This is a genomic window from Ruegeria sp. CF4, assembly GCF_056537345.1.
In genome coordinates this window covers 170967-189461 of sequence record NZ_JBQFRJ010000005.1, presented here as the reverse complement: position 1 = coordinate 189461, position 18495 = coordinate 170967, and the positions used below count along the sequence as shown (strand labels likewise).

Sequence of the window (18495 nt, the reverse complement as noted above, 5' to 3'; positions counted from 1 at the left end):
GCAGTCTCAGCAAGGTTCCGACATGAACTGGATCACAAACTACGTCCGCCCTCGGATCAACTCGATCTTCTCGCGCCGCGAAGTGCCCGAAAATCTTTGGCATAAGTGTGACGAATGCGGAACGATGTTGTTCCACCGCGAGCTGGCGGAAAACCAGAATGTCTGTACCCAGTGTGGTCATCACATGGCGATCACGCCGCGCGACCGTTTCACGCATCTGTTTGACGGCGGTATTTTTACCGAAGTGAAGGTCCCCGCGCCCAAGGATGACCCGCTGCAGTTCCGCGATCAGAAGAAATATCCCGACCGGATGAAGGCTGCGCAGAAAAAGACCGGCGAGAAAGAAGCGATGCTGGTCGCCACGGGTGAGATCGGACGTACTCCGATCGTGGCGGCGGCACAGGATTTCTCGTTCATGGGCGGCTCAATGGGCATGTTTGTGGGAAATGCGATCATCGCCGCAGCACAAGAGGCGGTGAAGCTGAAGCGCCCGCTTATCCTGTTCTCGGCAGCTGGCGGGGCGCGGATGCAGGAAGGCATCCTCAGCCTGATGCAGATGCCGCGCACCACGGTGGCGGTTGAAATGCTGAAAGAAGCAAACCTGCCTTACATCGTCGTGCTGACCCATCCGACTACGGGCGGCGTCACCGCGTCTTATGCGATGTTGGGCGACGTGCATATTTCGGAGCCGAATGCGCTGATCTGTTTCGCTGGCCCTCGTGTGATTGAACAGACTATCCGTGAAAAACTGCCCGAAGGCTTCCAGCGTGCTGAATATCTGCTGGATCACGGCATGCTGGATCGCGTCACCAAGCGCACCGAAATGCGCGAAGAGCTGATCACTATCACCCGAATGCTGATGAACCAGCCCCCGGCGGTCAAAGGTGATCTGCCGGCACCCGAGCCGGAAGCTGCAACAGAAGAAGCCCCCGCCGAGGACACGGCAGAAAAATGACCAACCAGAGTTCGGACGCCATCCTTGATCGGATGATGGCGCTGCATCCCAAGATCATCGATTTGACCTTGGACCGCGTCTGGCGTTTGCTGGCGGCACTCGACAACCCGCAGCTCAAACTGCCTCCGGTGATCCATATCGCGGGAACCAATGGCAAGGGCTCAACCCAGGCCATGATCCGCGCAGGGCTTGAAGGGGCAGCGTGCGCGGCCCATGCTTATACCTCGCCCCATCTGGCGCGCTTCCACGAACGCATTCGGCTGGCCGGAGAGCTGATTTCAGAGGCCGATCTGACGACGGTGCTGGATGAATGCTATGCTGCTAATGGCGGCGAGAACATCACCTATTTTGAGATCACCACCTGCGCCGCCTTGCTGGCTTTTGCGCGGACGAAAGCGGACTATACGCTGCTTGAGGTGGGTCTGGGCGGGCGTCTTGACGCCACAAATGTGATTGAACAACCCAAAGTAACGGTGATCACCCCGGTCTCGATCGACCACGAACAATTCCTCGGCAATACACTGGGCAAGATCGCGGCTGAAAAGGCCGGGATCATCAAACCGGGCGTGCCCTGCATCGTCGGTCCCCAGGAAGATGAAGCTTTGGAGGTCATCGAATACACCGCCGCCCGGCTTGGTGCGCCGCTGATGGTGCACGGTCAGCACTGGCATGTGCACGAGGAAAACGGTCGCCTCGTCTATCAGGACGAAACCGGCCTTCGCGACCTGCCGCTGCCCAATCTTCTGGGCGCGCATCAAATCCAGAACGCGGGTGCCGCGCTCGCAGTCCTGCGCCATCTGCAAATGGGAGACGCCGCCTATGAGGCCGCTGTCACCAAGGCCGAATGGCCCGCCCGGATGCAGCGCCTTCAAACGGGTCCGCTGATCGATCAGGCCCCTCAGGCTGAGCTTTGGCTGGATGGGGGGCACAATGCCGCCGCCGGAATCGCCTTGGCGGATGTATTGTCGAAGCTGCCTAAAAAGCCGACGCATATGATCTGCGGCATGCTCAATACAAAAGATGTTACAGGTTATCTCGCGCCTCTGGCCGCGCAAGCCGATACCCTCACCGCCGTCTCAATCCCGGGCGAAGCCAACACCCTCAGCGCCGAAGACACGGCCATGGCTGCTACAAAAGTCGATTTGCCCGCCTCGACGGCAGGCAGCGTAGCAGAAGCGCTCAGCGCGATCACCGCGAAAGACCCGCAAGCCCGTGTTCTGATTTGCGGTTCGCTTTATCTGGCGGGCAATATCCTGCGCGAGAACGGCTAAGGCTTCATCTGGCCAGAATACCTCGGGGGAGTCGCCAAAGGCGACGGGAGCAGTGCCCCCTACCGCCCCCAATCCTGATCCTGCATCTCACGTAGACGCGACGCTGTACGCTCAAACTCGAACGTTCCTTCACCTTCGACATACAGCATCTCGGGCTCCGCCGCCGCTGAACAGATCAGCCGCACTTTGGCTTCATAGAGCGCGTCGATCAGGGTCACAAAACGCTTGGCTTCGTTGAAATTGTTACGGGAGAGCCGTGGAACATCTTCCAGCACCAGAACCTTTACCGCCTCAGCGATGGCAAGATAGTCTCCGGGTCCCAGCATACGTCCGCAAAGATCGTAGAACGATGCTCGCGCCACTCCGTTTCGAAACGCGGGCAGAACAACTTCACGACCTTTGACCTGCAACGACAATGGCTCTGCGGGACCGCCGGATAGATCTTTCCAAACACCCCTGATCTTCTCACGTGCTTCTGGTCCAATGGGCGAGAAGTAGACCGGAGATCCCTCCAGTCGGTTTTGGCGATAGTCGGTCGGCGAAATCAGTTCCCAGACTTCAAGCTGCTCTTTGATATGCGCGATAAAAGGCAAGAAAAGCTGCCGGTTCAGCCCATCTTTGTACAGATCATCCGGATGCCGGTTCGAGGTCGTGACCACCACGACCCCACCCGCATGCAACATGTCGAACAACCGCCCAACGATCATGGCGTCGGTGATATCGGTGATCTGCATCTCATCAAAAGCCAGTACTTTGGCAGATTTCACAACCGCATTGGCCACCGGAGCCAAGGCATCCTCGATGCCATCTTCGCGGGCCTTGTGCAGCCCGGCGTGGATTTCTTGCATGAAGGCGTGAAAGTGTACGCGGCGCGCTGGAATATCGCCAAGTGTTTCAACGAACATATCCATCATCATGGATTTGCCACGCCCAACACCGCCCCAAAGATACAGACCCTGGGGTGGGGGCGGGGCCTTGCGGAAAAAACCACGCTTGACCGGTTCAGCCAGAGCCACCCGGATACGTTCAAACCGGGGTAGAACGGCCTCTTGCGCGTCATCACGCGTCAGCGTGCCATCCGCGATGCGCGCCTCGTAAAGCGATATCAAATCCGTCATATCCCGAGCCATAACGTTCGGTTCACCCGTTGAAAAGAAACCTTTTTCCGAACACATCAATTTTGCTGAACCGATACCACAAAACTCCTGAATTGACGGGTCTTGAGTTCACAGTAATCTGAGCCCTCAACAAAATCGGAGCCTTCATGCCCCAATCCGCACGTCTGCTGAATCCGATCCTGATCGTCGGGTGTATCATCATCACCGTCAGCTTCGCGGTGCGTGCGTCCTTTGGCGTATTTCAGATTCCCATCGCAGATGAATTCGGCTGGCTGCGCACCGATTTCTCGATGGCGATTGCCATTCAGAATCTTGCCTGGGGGATCGGGCAGCCGATCTTCGGGGCTATCGCCGAAAAGATCGGGGACCGGCGCGCCATCGTGCTGGGTGCTCTGACCTATACAGCGGGTATGGTTCTGAGCGCGTGGTCCGTGACGCCGTTCGGACATCAGATGTATGCGTGGCTTGTGGGGTTTGGCATAGCGGGAACCGGCTTTGGCGTGGTGCTGGCTGTCGTGGGGCGGGCCTCGTCCGATCAGAACCGCTCAATGTCGCTGGCCATCGTCACGGCGGCAGGCAGCTTTGGGCAGGTCATCGGCGCACCAACGGCTGAATGGTTGTTGAGTTTCCTGCCTTGGCAACAGGTCTTTCTGATCTTTGCCGCAGCGATCCTCGCACTGGTGCTGACTTTGCCTTACATGCGCGCGCTCAAACCCGCTGCAAAGAGTGAGTTGGAAGAAAGCATGAGCCAAATCCTTGGCAAAGCTCTTCGCGATCCGTCTTACGCGCTGATCGCCATCGGATTTTTCAGCTGCGGCTATCAGCTGGGCTTTGTCACCGCACATTTTCCGGCCTTCGTGACTGAAATGTGCGGCCCGATCCAGCCCGGAGGGCTTCTGCATTCAATTGGCATCACAACCACCTCGGCCCTCGGAGCGATTGCGATTTCCCTGATCGGTCTTGCGAATATCGGCGGGACCCTGTTGGCGGGCTGGGCCGGAAATCACTTTCCCAAGAAATACCTGCTGGCAGCGGTTTATACCGGCCGCACCATCGCGGCGGCCGCCTTCATCATGTTTCCGATCACACCGCTGACCGTGATCGCGTTCTCACTGGCTATGGGCTCTCTGTGGCTCGCAACGATCCCGCTCACCTCGGGCCTTGTCGCGCATCTGTTCGGTTTGCGGTACATGGGGACCCTGTATGGCATCGTGTTCCTCAGCCATCAGATCGGTAGTTTTCTGGGCATCTGGCTGGGTGGGCGCATGTATGATCTCTATGGAGACTATACGCTGGTCTGGTGGATTGGCGTCGGGATCGGAGCGTTCAGCGCCATCGTCCACCTGCCGATCCGCGAGGACCGCTCTGGCGTGGTCGCCGCAGCCTAATCAGGCCTGCTGATACTTGTCGATGATATAGCGGCTGGTCATCAGATCCAGATGCGCTCCGCCACCATTCTTGAATATCGTAATACTGGACGGGTCGGGCGAGAATTTCTCCAGCGCGTAGTAGTCTGCGATCAGGTCGTTGCCTGAGATCGCCCCCTCGGCAAGAGGGGTTTTGATCTCGCCAATGTGCTCAACCGTCGAGTCAAAGCTGTCCATGTAAATAGACCCACGCTGAAGCGCAGCGTCATCCGTCTCGCGCATGTCTGGCCTGTAAGCTCCAACAAGGTTCAGGTGCTGGCCGGGACGCAACCATTCTCCGCGGATGATGGGCTGAGTGCTCATCGTTGCGGTCGCGACGATATCTGCGCGATCTACGGCGTCCGGCAGGTCATAGGCAACGTCGACATTGTCAAACTTTTCGGCAAGGGCCTCGGCCTTCACGCTCGTCCTGTTCCACAAAGAAATCCGCGCGTGGGGGAAACCCGCTGTAAACGCCTCACACAAGGAAGCCGCAACTGGTCCGGCACCTAGGATCAATATGCTGCTGCTATCCGGGTTCGCCAACCGTAATGCCCCCAACAGGCTGTCACCGGCGGTCTTCCATTTGGTCACCAGAAAGAAATCAATCAATGCTGCAAGCCGACCATCCGCGTCGTCATACACACTGACCGAGCCGTCGATCACGGGTCGCCCGATCTGAGCATTACCCGGGAATATGGTTGTCGACTTGACCGCGATACCCAACCCGTCCACCCAGGCCGAACGCGACAGAAGGGTGTCGTCGCCTCGGTAGAGGAACGTATCTTCTATCTGTGCCTTCGGTCTCTGATGTCCCTTGGCAAGCGCTTCGGTCAGCTCAATCCAATCCAGATTGGCTTCTCCTTCTGCGAACGGTATCTGAAGAATGTTCACCGTGCCTGATCCTCCGATAACAGACCTTCGGCGACCAATCGCTCTGCCCAGCCTTGTGGCGTGTGGAAATGATGGGTCTGCCAGCCGCGCGCCCGCGCCGTTTCGATGTTGTCGATGCGATCATCAGCAAATAGCAGCGTCTCTGGCGCCAAACCACAATCGGCTTCCACCATTTCATAAATCGGCTGGTGCGGCTTGACGGCTTTCATCCGGCCCGAGACATATTGCCGGTCGAATTCGTTCAGAAACGGATAAACAGTGGTGGCATAATCGAAATTCTGCACCCCGAAGTTGGTCAGCGCAAAAACTGAAACATCGTTCGCACGCAGTGCCCGCAACAAGCGAACCGAATGCGGTATTTCGGGCGTTGCAAGTTCGATCCACTTGTCATGCCACATGCGAATTTCATCGCGCCATTTGGGGTACTTCTCGGCCCAGTCATAGATTGTGTCGGTAAAATGATGCCCCTGATCGACAAGATCATTCATCCCATGCAGATCAACCTCGGCAAACATAGCGCGACGGCGCTCTTCGCCGATGACCTTGTCGTAATAGCGTTCGGGTTGCCATTCGATCAGCACGTTCCCGATGTCGAAGATGACGGCTTCGATGGCCATGATGCGATCCCGCTCAAACTGCTCCAGTGCACATGGACTGAACCAATCCCAGGGCCGATATGCAAGCGCCAACCGCAGCGCGGAACGCGCTGCCTGGCCCAACGGAAGGCGATGCATCTTTGATGCGTCTCCGATCGGCGGGAGCGTTACCGACGCAACGCCGCCCGGATTTCCCGCTCGAGCGCGTCCAGAAATCGTGATCTGTCTGCCTTGCCAAAGGGTTTGCCCCCACCCCCTGCGCCCAGCGGGTTCGCCGCACGCAAGTCGGCCATCAGGTCGCGCATCGCCAGTTGCTGACCGATATTGGCCGCCGTGAAGGCCTCGCCATTGGGGCGCAGCACCCGCGCTTCGGCCTCGACGCATTTGGCAGCCAGCGGAATATCCGAGGTCACCACCACATCGCCCGGCCCACAGCGTTCAGCGATCCATTTATCCGCCTCGTCAGCGCCTTCGGACACGATGACGACCTGAACCAAGGGGTTAGCCGATGGACGCAGCCCTCCGTTCGAGACCAGAGCCATCGGCACCTGGTGCCGGGTTGCGACCCGCTCGGCCTCGGCCTTCACCGGACAGGCGTCGCCGTCGATATAAAGCGTCGTCACGCCTCTTTGGCCTGTTTCGCTGGTTTGGCCTTGGGCGCCGCTTTGCGCACCTTGAACTCTTCGGGGATCGGCATCCGATTGAACGCGTCCAGACCCGCGATCTTGTAAGCCTCGGCCAGGGTCGGATAGTTGAATGTGTTCTGTACGAAATAGTCCACCGTACCCTTCAGGTTCAGCACCGCCTGCGCGATATGGATCAATTCAGTCGCACCCTCACCAACGATCTGTACGCCCAAAACCCTGCGGGTTTTCAGTGAAAACAGCATCTTGAGCATCCCATGCTCCAGCCCCATGATATGCCCGCGTGAGGTTTCTCGGAACCGGGCTACGCCTACCTCATAAGGGATGCCGCGCTCCTGCAGTTCTTCTTCGGACATGCCGCAGGTCGAGATTTCGGGAACCGAATAGATGCCATAAGGATACCACGGGCTTTCCGGAAGGGTGGGGGTCTCGAGCGCGTGACAAGCCGCAACACGCCCCTGCTGTAGAGACGTGGAAGCCAGCGAAGGATGCCCGATTACATCACCCGTTGCATAGATATGCGGCACCGAGGTCTGATAGGTTTTCCGATCCACGCTTATGCGGTTGCGGTGATCCGTCTCGATCCCCACAGCGTCCAGGTTCAGGGCCGAGGTTGCCCCCATTCGCCCGGCTGCAAACAGCAGCATCTCGGCACGCACGTGGCGACCATTGTCCAGAGTGATCTCGACATGCGTGCCCGCGTCTTCAATCTTTTTGACGGCCGAGCCCAAGCGCAGATCGACGCCATTCTCGCGGATCTGATGGGTGAAATCATGGATCAGCGTCTTGTCGATGAAATCCAGAAACGTCTCGCGCGGTTCGATCAAGGTGACCCGAACGTCAAGCGCCGAGAACATAGTGGCATATTCGACGCCAATCACGCCGGCACCAATCACGCAGAGCGAACGCGGGATCTCCTCCATCTCGAGGAAATCGTCGCCATCAACGACGGTCTTGCCGTTGAATGGCACATAATCGGGCCGATAGGTCTTGGTGCCGGTGGCGATCAGGAACTTGGCCGCAGTAAGTCGCGTAGTCTCGCCCGCGTCCGTGGCAACTTCGACCTCGTGCGGGCCGGTGAATGTCGCCAGCCCGTTTAGGGTTTCAACGTGGTTGCGATTGAACTGATGTTCAAGCACATCTACCTCATGATCGAGTGTCATGTGCAACCGGGCTTTCAGGTCCTCAGCGCGGATCTGATCCTTCACTCTGTAGGAACGTCCGTAGAAACTGCGCTCGCGCCAGCCCGAAAGGTTCAACACAGTCTCGCGCAATGTTTTTGAGGGGATGGTGCCGGTATGCACCGAAACCCCGCCGAACCGGTCCTTGCGGTCGATCACCAGCACGCGTCGCTGCAATTTGCCAGCCTGAATAGCCGCCGAACGGCCCGAGGGGCCTGACCCGATTATGATCAGGTCATAGTCATATTTACTCATGCCTCAGTCTCCGTACAGCGCTTCGGCGTGGAAAGTGACGTGATCCTCCATGAAGGTGGACACGAAGTAATAGGAGTGATCATAGCCGGGCTGCAGACGATAAGTGGCCTGCTGACGACGCTCGGCGATTGCCTGCGCCAGCGCTTCGGGGCGCAGCAGATCCATGAATTGATCATTTGCACCGGTATCGATCAAGATCGGGCCATCAAAACCAACACTACGCATCATCAGCGAGGCGTCATGTTTTTTCCATGCGGCCTCATCTTCACCGAGATAAGCGCCCAGTTGCTTGCGGCCCCAATCCGAGCCCGTCGGGTTCGATATCGGCGCAAAGGCCGAGACCGAGCGGAACCGGCCCGGAAGGTTCATCGCAAGCGTCAACGCACCATGCCCGCCCATGGAATGCCCGGTGATTGCCTGACGTTCGGGGTCGATTGCGAAATTCTCTGCCAACAGCGTGGGAAGCTCTTCGGCGATGTAGTCCCACATATTAAAATGAGGCGCCCAAGGTGCCTGCGTTGCGTTAACATAGAACCCTGCGCCTTGACCCAGATCATAATCCTCATGATCTGCCACACCTTCGCCGCGCGGCGAGGTATCAGGGAACACCAGTGCAATGCCTTGTTCGGCGGCCCAACTCTGAGCGCCTGCCTTGGTCATGGCGTTTTCATGCGTACAGGTCAGCCCCGACAGATACCAAAGTATCGGAACCGGGCCGTCCTTCGCTTCGGCGGGAAGAAACAGACCGAATATCATATCACATTTGCAGGCCGAGGAGGCATGGCGGTAGACGCCCTGCACACCACCGAAACAGGCATTTTCCGAAAGGGTTTCCATCAGGCTAGTTCCTCGCATTGGGTTTGTGCCATGGCTAACGTCCTGCGGCGTTGGCGTAAAGTCCGAGCGCCTTTAACGCGAGTATTTTTCGGGAAGGTGAAGATCAGAACGTACTGACCCAGCCGATCACGAAAGGCACGGTCACGATACTCGCGATGGTCGACAGCAGAATTGCAGCCGAGGCGCGTTGTGGGGCCACACCGTAATGCGCCGCAAGCATATAGACGTTGCCCGCCACCGGTAGCGAGGCTGCCGCAATCGCAACCATGGCCGGGAAGGGCGCAACCGGGATCAGCCAGATCACTATGACCGCCACGAAAAGCGGGTGCAGCACCAGTTTGCAGAAACTCAACCAGCCTGCGATCTGTATGCGCTCTGCGGATTTATCGGCCAGCGATGCTCCGATTGCAAATAGCGCACCTGGTGTGGCCGCTCCGCCCAGAATGGTCAGAAAGTCGTTCAATGGCGCGGGCATGGGGACGCGCAGAGCTGACCAGATCAATCCAGCCGATATCGACAGGATCATCGGGTTTTTCAGCAACCCGCGGCCGATCAGGCGCAAGGTGCTGGCGCTGATCCGGCCTTCGCGCCCGCCGTTGATCAGAATTACGATCAGCGATGAAAACACCACAAGATCCACGGTTAGGACCAACATCACCGGACCAATTGCAGCCTCAGAGAATAGAAGCGCCAGCATTGGCAGCCCCAGAAACCCGACATTCCCGATTGCTGCGCACTGCGCCTCGACCGCAGCGGTCGGAATGTCCAGTCTGCGCAGATAAGCCACAAGCGTTGCCAGCGCATAAACGCCGACGGTGCCCAGAAGATACCCGATGACCAGTCGGCCATCGAAGATCTCGGCAAAGGGCAACGTGGCGGCAAAGCGGAACAACATTGCCGACAGCGCAAAGAAGAAAACGAACTTAGTTAGGTAAGCCGTTGCTTCAGGAGGAAAGAATCTGCTGCGCCCCGCGCAATAGCCCAGGCCGATGATTGCAAAAAAGGGCAGGGTGCGCAGAAAAATCTCGACCATGCGAAAGTCGTAGCACGGTTTTTTGCGACGGCAAGACCGCGAAGACGTAGCTCATCGATATTCGCGACAAATTCGCGAATCTGGCGAAAATCATTGAAACTGAACCGACCGGTTTATACTGTGACGGGCAAGCAAATCAGGAGCCATCATGACCCAAGCCGCCACCATTCTGCGCACAGGCCGAAAATTCGATCAGGTTCTGCGCGGGGCTCGAGAGGTCTTCATGGCGGATGGTTTCGAAGGTGCAAGCGTCGACGACATCGCGCGTGCAGCGGGCGTGTCAAAGGCAACACTTTATAGCTATTTCCCCGATAAACGACTTTTATTCACCGAGGTTGTTCAAACCGAGTGTCGACTGATGTCCGAACGGATCATCGCCATGATCGACGAATCCAAACCTGCACGCGAAGTGCTTACAATCGCGGCAACACAGCTTACCGCTTTCCTCGTATCAGAGTTTGCGCAGCAAGTGTTCCGCATCTGCGTAGCCGAACGCGACCGATTTCCCGACCTTGGCAACGCCTTCTATGAGGCCGGGCCGCAGAATGGTCAGCAGAAGATGGCTGAATACCTGACCAAGGCTGTCACCAAAGGCGAGTTGGCCATCGAGGATGTGAATATTGCAGCCGAACAGTTCTCGGAACTCTGCAAGGTTCGCTTGTGGGGCAAAGCGGCATTCGGTATTCAAAGCAGTTTCTCACAAGACGAAATCGACGAGATTGCGTTGCAAGCGGTTGATATGTTCATGGCCCGTTACGGCGTCTAATCTGAGAAAGTTGTGGTGCGGGTGGAGGGGCTTGAAACCCTATATGTAGGTGTCTCAAGAAATCTCAGATAGAGAATAACTATATGAAAATGTTCAACTTACCTCCTACATCCGATCTCAATTAATCTCGACTAACGGCAGCACATACCATACTTAAGGGTGGACCAATGGGTGGGCTGGTAGAGGGCTATAAGGCGAAGAACAAATTTAGCGTGCGTGGCGTTATTGCGTTAGAGGCTGGAAAGCACTGCGATGGCGCTGGGCTCTGGCTTGTGAAGGCAGATACCAAAAGCGGTAAGTGGGTCCTTAGACTGACGGTTTTCGGTAAGCGACGGGAAATGGGCCTCGGGCGGTGGCCGTATGTTGGCTTGGCGGAGGCGCGGGAAACAGCTGACGCAGCCCGACGCGAACTGCGGGAAGGCCGAGATCCGATCAGAGAGCGGCAGAAACGACGTTTAGAAGCCCAGCGCAACTTGCTTCTGTTTAGAGACGTCGCTCGGGATGCGTTTGAAGCGCGGAAGTCTGAGTTGCGGGGTGGTGGAAAAGCGGGGCGTTGGTTTAGACCGCTGGAGCTACACGTCATACCCAAACTTGGTCATTTGCCAGTTGATGAAATTACTCAGATTGATCTGCGGGATTGCCTTGCGCCTATCTGGCATGAGAAAGCCGAGACTGCTCGCAAGGCGTTGAGCCACCGATTTCAGGAGCTCATTGTAAAGCACACAACGGAAACCCCAGTGTCCAACCAGGTCATATTCACGACTTCAATGATGAACCCTGAACTTGAGTTAGAAGACTATGTAATTGGCCCCCACTATACTGAGGACAAAAAAGACGCTTAATTTCGATTTAGCGACGTTGACGTTGTCTCTGGCAAGGCCACTTCAAGGATCAGGGTCTTAGGCGACTTTCCAGAACTAGTGCCACAAGCTAACTCAATTAGCAATTGACGGCTTCCCCACGACGTCGGCGCGGCGCTTGAACTCCTTGTCAAGGCGCTCGATCGGGTTTGGGCCGGTTGGACGTGTCGTGGCAAGCGGGGCAGGGGCTTATGCTACCTCTGCTCCGAGTTCTGCAACGAGCCCAAGGTACAAATTGCTGCACCGTGCATCAATGTCGGCAGTGCGCAGAAAAGCTGACTTTTCAAACCCCGGCGGACGATCATAGCAAACGTTTACCAAGACCCTTTGGAGCAACCGCTATAAGAAACTGGCTGGATATGCTTTTGATCATAATTTGCTGTTCTGCCGAAATCTCGCGCCTGTTGCAGGTCGCTTTGATTGCAAAGTCAGGCGATGGTCACTGTCCCGAATTGGTTTTCACGATACTGCAAAGCAAATCGACATGTTTGTCCAGCCATTCTTCGTCCAGTGCCTCGTGACGTATGAGTTTGCGGAAATAAGGTGTAGCGACTGCTAGTTCTATGAGTTGGTCGACCGGAACGTCGGCGGTGATCTCACCGCGGTCTATTGCGGCTGCAAATACTGCTTCAACACTCGCGAACCTGTCTTTCATGAATTCTGTTATCACTAACCTTGCTTCTGTATCGGTGGACGCAGCAGCGACCACCTGAGGTGCAATTTGACCCCATGGTGTGTCATTCAAGGCTCCCATCAGTACTCCGAGTAACCAGCGCAGGTCAGATCGCAGCGGGCCATCGGTTTTGGGTGGTATGTTCGGCGGTGTTGCGATGCGCCGGAATGCTGCATCACGCAGACTACGCGCATCTGACCAGTGCCTGTAAAGTGTACTGCGCGAAATGCCCGTTGCCTTTGAAACTGCGCCATGAGTTACGTGCAGCACGCTTTCATCCATCAGTATCTTTTGCGCAGCATCAAGTGCGGCCTGTCGTGTGGCGATCAGCCTGGGATCTTCTTTCAATCGCCCCTCCTATAGAACATCTTGTTGCGCTATAGAACATTTTGTTCTATAAGTATGGCAAGCTAAAAACTAAAGCTCAATACTCGATTCCGCGAACACGTCTTTTCAAAATGGGAGCGTATCAATGTTCAAAGTGGCAGCAACCCCGGTGGCGGTACTCTTATCGATGGGAGCGACAACCGCATTGTCCGAGAGCGGCACTTACGAGCTGGATCCTGGACACAGTCAGGTATTGTTCAGCTACAACCACATCGGGTTCTCAGAAACATATGGAATGTTCTCAGGTTTTAGCGGTGAGATTGAGTTCGACGAAGATGATCCGTCTGGGTCATCTGTCACAGTGTCTATGCCTGTGAAATCCATGATCACGGGCTGGGGCGCTCGTCTGCAACACTTCATGTCCGATGACTTTTTCAGTGCGAGTGACAGTGACATGGTCACATTCGCCTCGACCAACATCGAAGTCACCGGCGACAATACCGCGAATATTTCTGGCGACCTGACTATGAATGGCGTCACCAAACCCGTTGTTCTGGAAACAACGCTTAACAAGTCAGCGCCATACCCGTTTGGCCCAAAAGAGGGCACTCCGACCTTGGGGCTGGCGGCCACGACAACTATCGTGCGGTCTGAATTCGGACTTGGGGCGTTTGCACCTGCGGTGAGCGACGAAATAGAGCTCTTGATCAATATCGAAGCGTTAAAAGCTGAATGATGTGTGCAGGGGCACCGATACGGCACTGAGCACTCAATCTTTACTTTTGACGGGCTGACAACAAAATGAATGTGTTCCTGAGACAACTGGCGGTTGCTACGACAGCAGTGGCTTTGACGTGCCCATTGGCATTCGCGCAGGAGCGCTTCTTGCCGGAGCGCACCTCGCCGCGTCCTGAAACGACAAGCGGCGTACCGCATACTCAGATCGGTGTCGAAATTAATGCCGAATTGGCCCAGCTATTGCTGGAGCGGGTTGCGCAATTCCCGGGGGTCACACCTGGCCCAACACGCATATCACTTCCTGGCGCAGTTGGTTTTCAGCTTGATCCCGAGATGCTGCTGTCTCAACCGAACTCTATCGTCGGTGGGTTTGAGTTTGCGCATATGCATCCTGATGGCAGTTTGCACGCTTCGCTGCACCCCGCAATGGCGCGACGGGCAATTGAGGCTGGCTGGGCCGTAGCTCACCCTTGGGCCGATCAACGCCCCGGATGGAGCGGCTTTGTCATGATATATACACCGACCACGCCAGAAGAGTTGGATGTCGTCATCGACCTGGTAGAAAGTTCGTACACCTTCATCACTGGCAACTCCTTGAGTTAAGCACGTGTTGCCCGAAAGTGTGCCGGGGCGCCCGCTTCCTGTCAGAGAGCAGTTTCAGCCACCTTGTTTCTCGCGGTCAATTTCTTTCTCAAATTTGCCATGGCAAAGCGCCCGATACGTTCAAGCCATTCGCATCAATGGTAGCTCCCGTCCCGCGCAGTTGAATTAGCAAAGCCCAGCGTCGAAGGTTCACTTCGGGGCTGTACTGCAGTCCTACAGACAAAAAATGCGGATGGCCGCAAAATCCGCGACTTTCCCATTCGTAGATCTCGGGATTTTGCGGTCGCAGCGTATGGCCGGTTCAACGGGCCGCGCCGCAGCATCTCGACCGGGTGGTGGAGGTCGGCTTTGGGCCGGAGCCTTTTTGCATCAGGCATCCGTCATATGCTGGACCAGTGAGGTCAGCTGTCTGTTGCCGTAGCCATCGTCCCAAGCCGTTTTGGTGCGGTCATGCATCAACTGGATGAAATCAGCGGGCGCGTTAAGTGAGAGATAGGTCTTCAACGCATCCTCTTGCGCCATCGCGTAAACCTTCAGGGAGGCTTCCGCACTATCGTAATCCTCAAACGGAACAGTTCTGGCAAAGAGATCATGGTAGTCATTAACCAGTTTGATCGTGGCAGGGAGTTGGTCGGCATAAACCTGCATCGGGATGCCCGCTTTTTGGCAGACAAGTGCACCGTAGATCATTCCAAACATGAACCCCTGTCGAACCGTGAAGAGGCCGGCAAAGAGCGCGGCAAGTGCCGTTGGCTTCTCTCCAACATGGGCGGACTTTCCACCCAATTCTCTGATGATACTGCCATAGCGGTCCCAGGTTCCAGCACTGCCCACCGTGAGGATTGTGGTTTCGTCACCTCCAATGCCGGAAGGGTAGGCATTGATCATGCCCAGCATGTAGCCAGCACCCTGTCCCTCGAGGATGATGACCAGTCTATCGGCATCCGAGGTATCGCCCGTGCTCATGTCGCAGATGGTCTTACCCATTAGCGAAACACTCAGCCCGTTGACCAGTTCAACAGTTTCCCTGTGGCTCTTGATACAGATGATGACAAAATCAGACGCCGCAATCGCATCATTCAGTGAAGAGCAGATCGTGGCTCCAGCCTCAGCAAAAACCTCTGCCTTTTCCGACGTACGGTTCCAAACGCTGACATCGTGGCCTGCCTTGAGCAGGCAATGCGCCAGCGCTGAGCCCATATTGCCCAGTCCCAAAACAGCAATTTTCATGATGTTTGCCTCCTGTGGTCGCCAATGAATTACTACACCAGCATGCGACGGCATCGGAGGATCACATAGTTGAAAATTTTTCTATATTGTTAGATGATCTTACTTATGGATTGGCGCACGCTTCCCTCTTTGACATCTCTCAGAGCCTTCGCAGCCACTGCCGAGTTTCGAAATTTGACCCGGGCGGCAGAGGCACTGAACGTGACCCATTCCGCAGTCAGCCAGCAAATCCGTGGGCTCGAACAACATCTCGGCACTCGGCTTGTCACCCGTACCCGGCATGGCATTTCTCTGACATCGCAAGGCGAATTCCTGTCGGCTGGCTTGCTTGAAGCCTTCGCTGAAATGGCCTCCGTGACCGAGAGCGTGTCGAGTGCAGAGTCGGTTCGACCGTTAGTGGTCAGCGCAACTCCGATGTTTTCAAGCGCGTTCCTCATGCCGCGTCTGTCGACGTTTATTGACGAATTCCCCAATATCGAATTGAGGATCGATTCAACGATCCAGGCTGTCGACCTCAAGTCGGGCGGAATTGATATGGCCATTCGATACGGAACAGGTCGCTGGCAAGGGCATGTCTCGCAGATGCTGCTACCAGGCTGTCTGACGGTCGTCGCGTCCCGCGAACTAATCGGAAACCGGGTGCTCACGAATCCTGCAGAATTGCTTGATTTCACGCTTCTTCAGGAACAAGCGTCAGTCGAGTTTGACCTGTGGTTAGAAAAGGTCGGAATTCCGACCGATGCCGACCGAAGGGTAGTCCGCGTGCCGGGCAATATGCTGCTGGATGGCATCCGTCGCGGTGATGGCATCGGGGCGACGGTACCCGCTTTTGTTTCTGACGAGCTGAAATCGGGACAACTCGTGGCACTTTTCGACGATCCAATACCTCAGATCGGCTACTACCTTGTCACTTTGTCTGGACCGGTTCGACCAGCGGCAAATCTGTTCATGCAGTGGCTCTCCAAATCAATTACCGAATATGAGAAAAGCCTTTTCCGATGGACGCCTTCTCACTTGCTGTAGGCAGTAATGAGCACCGACTAGAGTTAAACTGAATTGCCGTATATGACTGTGCGTACAGTGCGCGAATTGGCGCCGGATATGGTCATGTTCCCGCAACTTGGCGTTCATAATCCACACCATCATACCAACCGAGCGATTTGGTGACGTTCAGGTTGTCGTCTAAGTCCCACTCTTCCCAGCCCGAGAAACGAACATGGTTACCAGTCTCTTTATGATGGCCTTCGAAAGTCCACGCATAGACCATGTGGTGATCGGCGACGAGAACCGTGTCGAGGTTAAGAACGAGGTCAGGGAAGTCAGCCATAAATCCCGCCGCCATGTTGCCAATCTCCGTCCGGCTCTCCATCGGGTCGCCACCGTTCATTATCATGACTGTATGTTCAGCATATCTTCCGGCGACATCGCCAGGCGCCCGGTTTGTCCAAGCAGCGCAATGATCTTGAGCTATGCGGCGGGCGGTTTGTACATCGGGTGTCATCTATATCTACATGTCCTAATAATCGCGAAAATACATGGTTGCAGAAACGTTAGTCGGGTCTCTGAAAGCAATCAAGTTTGCTTAACAGCGCTTCTCAACGATGGCAGGTTTGTTCATCTCGCGGCCATCCGCTCATTGAAATTGCTGCGCTTTGAACGAACGGCGGTTCTCGGAAAGCCAATGGGTGGATTCTGAGAGATATCTAATGTCGTCTGTGGGCCGCCCGTGAAAGCGACCCAACTGCACTAGATTTCAATGGCTTCGGCAATAGCTAGAGCGTCTTCAAGTTCAACGCCCAGATATCTAACAGTGCTGTCCATCTTCGTATGTCCGAGAAGCAACTGCACGGCGCGCAGATTGCCCGTCTTCTTGTAGATCTGGGTTACTTTGGTTCGCCGCATTGAATGCGTTCCATAGGCACTAGCCTCAAGGCCGATCGAAGCCACCCAATCCCGGACGATCCGCGCATACTGGCGGGTGGAGATGTGGAGACGCTCATGAAAACGACCCGGCCACAGGTACTCTGAGCCGATCATGAGCTCATCCTCCATCCACTTCTCGACAGAGGCACGCGTGCCTTCGGAAACCCGACGTTGACACGCTATCATATCACAGGCCGCTGCGCCGTTTCCGAGGTTCGTTGTGAGCCCAAGATTGTCGTTTGACTTGACCGAAATTTGTCGGTGAACGAGAAGACCATGAGTTGTAATCAAAGGTTGTTTCATGACTTTGCCCGCAGTGATTTTTGATATGGATGGTCTTTTATTGGATACCGAGAAGGTTTGCCTTGAGAGCTTTGTTGATACTAGGCGCGCATTTGGCCTCTCTGATAGTCCAGATACATTCCTAAAGTGTGTCGGTTTGCGGGGAGATGAACCAGACCGGATTATCCGTGATAGCCTGAAAGGCAAGGTCGGATTTGACCTGTTCCTCAAAGAATGGGACCAACGTATTGACACTTCACTTGAGCAAGAAATCCCGGTCAAATTTGGTGCTCTTACACTTGTTCAAACACTTGCCAAAAAAGGACATTCTCTGGCAGTTGCAACTTCCACCAATACAGAGAGAGCCTGTTCGCAACTGGAAAAGTCAGGTTTATTCAAACATTTTGACTGTGTGATTGGTGGTGACATGGTCTCAAAGCACAAGCCGGACCCAGAGGCCTATCACAAGGCGGCAAAGCAACTTGGGTATCCGGCCTCAAATTGCATAGCATTTGAAGATAGTGAAATGGGAACGCGTGCGGCAGTAGCATCCGGTGCCAGAACGATACAAGTCCCCGACTTGCTACCTCCCTCGGAAGCCCTGAAAGCACTAGGACATCACATTGCTCCCGACCTAATAAAGGGAGCGATTGCCGTTGGATTGATTTCAATTCAAGACGTAGTCTGAGCGGCAGTTTTGTCCGCGTCTAGGTCATTCGCGAATTTGCAGTGCTTCAGATGGTGGTCAATGTCTGCTTCGGTGAAGCTGCACTGCAGCGTCAACTAAGTTGATCAATGTCGGGTACGGGCCGCGAATGGCTGTGCGAAACTCTCTGATCTTAGCCTATGCCGCGGCGCCTCCGAGGTCGGTTGAGAGCCCATTTTACCGGATGCTGCACTGTA

General features: G+C 55.6%; 19 protein-coding genes and 1 pseudogene. 9 read left to right on the top strand and 11 right to left on the bottom strand.

Annotated elements, in window-relative coordinates; genetic code table 11:
- Window positions 1–22: 22 nt before the first annotated feature.
- Entirely contained in the window at window positions 23–955 is a 933-nt protein-coding gene (accD, locus tag ACR0NF_RS13215) for an acetyl-CoA carboxylase, carboxyltransferase subunit beta (RefSeq protein ID WP_480472826.1), read from the top strand.
- Complete coding sequence (locus ACR0NF_RS13210) at window positions 952–2226, top strand: bifunctional folylpolyglutamate synthase/dihydrofolate synthase (protein WP_480778396.1); 1275 nt, start codon at window positions 952–954, stop codon at window positions 2224–2226. The genes accD and ACR0NF_RS13210 overlap by 4 nt, the downstream gene beginning before the upstream one ends.
- Window positions 2227–2285: 59 nt before the next feature.
- On the opposite strand, the gene zapE is transcribed toward ACR0NF_RS13210, so the two are convergent.
- Window positions 2286–3344 carry a cell division protein ZapE gene (zapE, locus tag ACR0NF_RS13205; protein ID WP_480472822.1) on the bottom strand — a complete coding sequence of 353 codons (1059 nt, stop codon included), beginning with the start codon at window positions 3342–3344 and terminating at the stop codon, window positions 2286–2288.
- Between the two features lie 146 nt (window positions 3345–3490).
- Between zapE and ACR0NF_RS13200 the strand changes: the two genes are divergently transcribed.
- Window positions 3491–4732, top strand: a complete 1242-nt coding sequence (locus ACR0NF_RS13200; protein ID WP_480472820.1) for an MFS transporter — start codon at window positions 3491–3493, stop codon at window positions 4730–4732.
- Here ACR0NF_RS13200 and ACR0NF_RS13195 read toward each other — a convergent pair whose 3' ends face one another.
- The 6 genes from ACR0NF_RS13195 to ACR0NF_RS13170 form a co-directional block, all read right to left on the bottom strand.
- The gene (locus tag ACR0NF_RS13195) at window positions 4733–5644 is read right to left on the bottom strand and encodes an ornithine cyclodeaminase family protein (RefSeq protein ID WP_480472818.1); all 912 of its coding nucleotides are present in this window, start codon (window positions 5642–5644) and stop codon (window positions 4733–4735) included.
- Entirely contained in the window at window positions 5641–6261 is a 621-nt protein-coding gene (locus ACR0NF_RS13190) for an HAD family hydrolase (protein ID WP_480472920.1), read from the bottom strand. The genes ACR0NF_RS13195 and ACR0NF_RS13190 overlap by 4 nt, the downstream gene beginning before the upstream one ends.
- Before the next feature lie 146 nt (window positions 6262–6407).
- A complete protein-coding gene (locus tag ACR0NF_RS13185; protein WP_480472816.1) occupies window positions 6408–6863 on the bottom strand; it encodes a YaiI/YqxD family protein in 456 nt (151 codons plus the stop codon).
- Window positions 6860–8320 (bottom strand): Si-specific NAD(P)(+) transhydrogenase, encoded by a 1461-nt coding sequence (gene sthA, locus ACR0NF_RS13180; protein WP_480472814.1) that lies wholly within the window; start codon window positions 8318–8320, stop codon window positions 6860–6862. The genes ACR0NF_RS13185 and sthA overlap by 4 nt, the downstream gene beginning before the upstream one ends.
- A 3-nt stretch (window positions 8321–8323) precedes the next feature.
- Entirely contained in the window at window positions 8324–9157 is an 834-nt protein-coding gene (fghA, locus tag ACR0NF_RS13175) for an S-formylglutathione hydrolase (protein WP_480778395.1), read from the bottom strand.
- 103 nt (window positions 9158–9260) lie between these two features.
- Complete coding sequence (locus ACR0NF_RS13170; RefSeq protein WP_480472810.1) at window positions 9261–10190, bottom strand: AEC family transporter; 930 nt, start codon at window positions 10188–10190, stop codon at window positions 9261–9263.
- A 148-nt stretch (window positions 10191–10338) separates the two neighbouring features.
- On the opposite strand from ACR0NF_RS13170, the gene ACR0NF_RS13165 reads away from it, so the two are divergent.
- Both ACR0NF_RS13165 and ACR0NF_RS13160 read left to right on the top strand, forming a co-directional pair.
- Entirely contained in the window at window positions 10339–10956 is a 618-nt protein-coding gene (locus ACR0NF_RS13165) for a TetR/AcrR family transcriptional regulator (protein WP_480472808.1), read from the top strand.
- A 167-nt stretch (window positions 10957–11123) separates the two neighbouring features.
- On the top strand, window positions 11124–11798 hold the full coding sequence (locus tag ACR0NF_RS13160) for a tyrosine-type recombinase/integrase (RefSeq protein WP_480668027.1): 675 nt from the start codon (window positions 11124–11126) through the stop codon (window positions 11796–11798).
- A 457-nt stretch (window positions 11799–12255) separates the two neighbouring features.
- Here ACR0NF_RS13160 and ACR0NF_RS13155 read toward each other — a convergent pair whose 3' ends face one another.
- The gene (locus tag ACR0NF_RS13155; protein WP_480778394.1) at window positions 12256–12837 is read right to left on the bottom strand and encodes a TetR-like C-terminal domain-containing protein; all 582 of its coding nucleotides are present in this window, start codon (window positions 12835–12837) and stop codon (window positions 12256–12258) included.
- Window positions 12838–12961: 124 nt separating this feature from the next.
- Here ACR0NF_RS13155 and ACR0NF_RS13150 point away from each other — a divergent pair, with 124 nt between their 5' ends.
- Both ACR0NF_RS13150 and ACR0NF_RS13145 read left to right on the top strand, forming a co-directional pair.
- Window positions 12962–13552 (top strand): YceI family protein, encoded by a 591-nt coding sequence (locus tag ACR0NF_RS13150; RefSeq protein ID WP_480472802.1) that lies wholly within the window; start codon window positions 12962–12964, stop codon window positions 13550–13552.
- 65 nt (window positions 13553–13617) lie between these two features.
- Window positions 13618–14157 (top strand): luciferase domain-containing protein, encoded by a 540-nt coding sequence (locus tag ACR0NF_RS13145; protein WP_480472800.1) that lies wholly within the window; start codon window positions 13618–13620, stop codon window positions 14155–14157.
- Between the two features lie 369 nt (window positions 14158–14526).
- Here ACR0NF_RS13145 and ACR0NF_RS13140 read toward each other — a convergent pair whose 3' ends face one another.
- On the bottom strand, window positions 14527–15441 hold the full coding sequence (locus tag ACR0NF_RS13140) for an NAD(P)-dependent oxidoreductase (RefSeq protein WP_480472798.1): 915 nt from the start codon (window positions 15439–15441) through the stop codon (window positions 14527–14529).
- A gap of 51 nt (window positions 15442–15492) precedes the next feature.
- On the opposite strand from ACR0NF_RS13140, the gene ACR0NF_RS13135 reads away from it, so the two are divergent.
- Entirely contained in the window at window positions 15493–16410 is a 918-nt protein-coding gene (locus ACR0NF_RS13135; protein ID WP_480472796.1) for a LysR substrate-binding domain-containing protein, read from the top strand.
- 82 nt (window positions 16411–16492) lie between these two features.
- Here ACR0NF_RS13135 and ACR0NF_RS13130 read toward each other — a convergent pair whose 3' ends face one another.
- Together ACR0NF_RS13130 and ACR0NF_RS13125 are read right to left on the bottom strand one after the other, a co-directional pair.
- Window positions 16493–16888, bottom strand: coding sequence for a nuclear transport factor 2 family protein (locus ACR0NF_RS13130; RefSeq protein ID WP_480778393.1), 396 nt, complete (start codon window positions 16886–16888; stop codon window positions 16493–16495).
- Window positions 16889–17133: 245 nt separating this feature from the next.
- Window positions 17134–17475 (bottom strand): annotated as a pseudogene (locus ACR0NF_RS13125) (tyrosine-type recombinase/integrase); the annotation flags it as partial.
- A gap of 136 nt (window positions 17476–17611) precedes the next feature.
- Between ACR0NF_RS13125 and ACR0NF_RS13120 the strand changes: the two are divergent.
- Window positions 17612–18280, top strand: coding sequence for an HAD family hydrolase (locus ACR0NF_RS13120; RefSeq protein WP_480778392.1), 669 nt, complete (start codon window positions 17612–17614; stop codon window positions 18278–18280).
- Window positions 18281–18495 lie beyond the last annotated feature (215 nt).